The following is a 3,040-nucleotide window of genomic DNA, read 5'->3' as shown; positions in this document are numbered from 1 at the left end:
ATACCCGAAAACGGGTCCGTCCGGTTCGGGAAGGGGCCGTCGAAAAAGGACCCCAACCAGGGGCACCTCGTCGGCGGCCTACTTCACTCGATCCAGGGACGCAGGCCGTAGAGGCGGACGATCTCGGCGAGGTCGGCCGGCGGGTGCGGGCCGGTGGCGGCGTGAGGTGCGTCGGGGTGGGGCAGGTTGGTGGCCAGGTACGAGGCCTTTCTGTGGGCTCGCGTTTCGCGTGTCCCTTTCTCCTTGACCGTAGCCTTTGTCCGACCCAAGGACAGCTCGGTGAGACGAACTCTCGTCTGATCGTTCACTCGTCGTAGTGCTGATCCCGGCCCCGGTCCACGCGACGCCGGTCGCCCCTGCCACCGGCCGCTGTCAGCCGATGCTGCGCCCCTGGGAATACGTCAACTGGTCCCGGGCGCGCGGAGTGTGCGGCGAACAGCGCCGCGGAGCCATTGGTGGGCTCCGTCGGCTGCGTGGCGGGGGTGCCAGGCCATGGCGATGGCCAGCGGAGGCAGCGGCAGGGGAATGTCGAGGAGCACCAGGCCGAGGGCGGTGGCGGTGTGGGTAAGAGGCGATTCGGGGTTGCCGGGAAGTGCGGCGGGGACGAGGCAGACGACGTCGCTGCGGGCCGTGAGGGTCATCGCCGTTAGGTGGCTGGGAAGGACGGCGGTGACGCGCCGGTGGAGGTTGTGCTCGGCCAGGGCGGTGTCGACAGGGCCGGTGAACCGGCCTCGTCGGCTGACCGCGACGTGTTCGGCGGCAGCGAGTCGCGCGGGAGTCAGGGCCTTCTCGGCGAGGGGGTGGCCTGGGCGGACGGCCGCCATCATCCGGAGCGTGACCAGTTCTTCGACCTGGGTCTCCGGGTCCACGTGGTCGATGGATCCGACCTCCAGATCGATCCGGCCGTCGCGGAGGGCCGGGCCGGCCTCCAGCTCCTCGGCCTGGAGCCGGAACGAGACGCCCGGCGCCTCCTGCCGCGCCAGCTGCAGCAGTTGGGGGGTCAGCGCCGCACCGACCAGGTCGGCGGCCTGGAGGGTGAAGGTGCTGCGCAGGGTGGCGGGGTCGGCGCCTTCGCCGGGGCTGAGCAGCGCTCCGAGGCTGCGCACCACGGCGGCGGCTTCGTCGCGCAGAGCCAGGGCGCGCGGGGTGGGGACCATGGTCTGTCCGGCCCGCACCAGGAGCGGGTCCTGGAGGGTGCGGCGCAGGCGGCCGAGGGTGCGGCTCATGGCGGCCGGGGAGGTCCGCAGGCGGGCGGCGGCGCGGGTAACGCTCTGCTCGGTCAGCAGGGCGTCCAACGCGACGGCGAGGTTGGCGTCAAGAGCCGAATGCGGGCTGTTCACCAGTGTAATTCCATTTCAAGCAACATCTCCTTGCTGAAGTTCCCATTGTGGCATCACTGCGGTGCTCCCCAGGATGAGGGTGTACCGACCCGACACGGACCCTTGAGGTATTTATGATTGTCATCACTGCCCCCACCGGGAACATCGGCCGCCACCTGCTCACCCGGCTTCTCGAGTCCGCTCCCGCCGCCGGTGAGGAACTGCGCGTGATCGTGCGTGACCCGGCACGGCTGCTGGCCGCGGCACGCGGACGCGTCGAGGTGGTCACCGGCTCGCATGGCGACGCCGAGGTGGTCAAGGGGGCCTTCCAGGGCGCGGACGCCGTCTTCTGGCTCGTCCCCCCGGACGCCTCCCTGGCCCCGGAGGACGCATGGTCCGGCTTCACCCGCCCCGCCGCGAAGGCGCTCGCCGCCCACGGGGTCGGCCACGTCGTCGGCGTTTCCGCGCTCGGCCGCGGTACCCCGCTCGCCGGCCGCGCCGGACTCGTCACCGCCTCATTGGCCATGGACGACCTTCTGGCCGGCACGGGTGTCGCCTACCGGGCCCTGGCCAACCCGTCCTTCTTCGAGAACCTCCTGGAGGAGGTCGACTCGATCCGCGACAAGGGCGTCTTCACCGACGTCGTCGATGCCGACCGCAAGGCGCCTCTGGTCGCCGTCGCCGACATCGCGGCCGTCGCTGCCGGCCTGTTGCTGGACCGCTCGTGGACGGGCACCGGCAGTGTTCCGGTCCTCGGGCCGCAGGACCTGTCTCCCAATGACCTGGCCCGCATCATGACCGAGGAACTCGGCCGTCCCGTCCGGTATGAACGCCAGTCGCTCGACGAGCTGTACGCCACCCTCGTCGGCTACGGCCTCGACGAGGCGTTCGTCCAGGGCATCGTCGACATGAAGCGGGCCAAGGACGAGGGCCTCGATGCCGGCGTCCCCCGCACCCCGGGCACCGCCGGTCCCAGCACCTTCGAGCACTGGTGCGCCCAGACCCTCAAGCCCGCCGTCCTCTCCTGAAAGCCACCAGTCTCTTCGCCATCGCAATTGGCGCCCATGGCGTCAGACCACCCGCCACTTGGGAGACACCACCATGCCCGTTGAGGAAACCGAACCGCCGGTCACCGCGTTCATGCTCGTCAAGACCACGCCCGAGTGGCTCGCACTGACCGTCCCGGAGCGGATCGACGCCTTCACCACCCAGGTCCTCCCCACGATCGAGGCCAGGACCACCGGCGTCCGGTCACGCTTCTACGACACCGAGTTTTACTCCGCGCGCGTCACCGACGTCTGGGTCTGGGAAGCGGACGATCACCACACCTACCAGCTCCTCATCGACGCCCTGCGCGAAACCCCGTTCTGGGACCGCTACTTCGAGGTCGTCGACCTCCTCGTCGGTACCGAAAACGGCTATGCACGCAACTACCCGGTCGCCCCCGTTGCCACCATCAGCACCTGACACACCGCTCCGCATCAGTGAACGTGGCCGTTCAATCGGGCCGAAGAGCGGCCAGCGGCCGCCACGCACCCAGGGTCATTGCGTGAAGGCGGTCGGTCCGGTTCGCCGGTCTCGTGTGTGACGTGGCGTCATGTCCCAGCTTGGTGCGAGAAGAGCCCTGGAAGCAGAGCAGGCACGGCGCTGGTGATCATGTGGTTGTCGAGACCCATGAGAACCGAGCGAGACCGTGCCTGCCCGAACATCATCGCCCATGC

The 3,040-nt window shown here is 69.5% G+C and carries 4 protein-coding genes; 2 read left to right on the top strand and 2 right to left on the bottom strand.

Features of this window, described 5'->3' with window-relative positions; genetic code table 11:
* Positions 1–83 precede the first annotated feature (83 nt).
* The gene (locus AB0D14_RS44830; protein WP_362791266.1) at positions 84–269 is read right to left on the bottom strand and encodes a hypothetical protein; all 186 of its coding nucleotides are present in this window, start codon (positions 267–269) and stop codon (positions 84–86) included.
* A 132-nt stretch (positions 270–401) separates the two neighbouring features.
* Positions 402–1,340 (bottom strand): LysR family transcriptional regulator, encoded by a 939-nt coding sequence (locus AB0D14_RS44825; protein WP_362791263.1) that lies wholly within the window; start codon positions 1,338–1,340, stop codon positions 402–404.
* A gap of 113 nt (positions 1,341–1,453) precedes the next feature.
* Here AB0D14_RS44825 and AB0D14_RS44820 point away from each other — a divergent pair, with 113 nt between their 5' ends.
* Both AB0D14_RS44820 and AB0D14_RS44815 read left to right on the top strand, forming a co-directional pair.
* Positions 1,454–2,347, top strand: coding sequence for an NAD(P)H-binding protein (locus tag AB0D14_RS44820; protein ID WP_362791260.1), 894 nt, complete (start codon positions 1,454–1,456; stop codon positions 2,345–2,347).
* Positions 2,348–2,420: 73 nt separating this feature from the next.
* Complete coding sequence (locus tag AB0D14_RS44815; RefSeq protein ID WP_362791258.1) at positions 2,421–2,786, top strand: darcynin family protein; 366 nt, start codon at positions 2,421–2,423, stop codon at positions 2,784–2,786.
* The last annotated feature ends 254 nt before the right edge of the window (positions 2,787–3,040 follow it).

Origin of the sequence: Streptomyces sp. NPDC048484, from assembly GCF_040651415.1 — a bacterium.
GTDB lineage: Bacteria > Actinomycetota > Actinomycetes > Streptomycetales > Streptomycetaceae > Streptomyces.
Note: the sequence above shows the minus strand (reverse complement) of the source record. Positions and strands in the feature narration are given on the sequence as shown.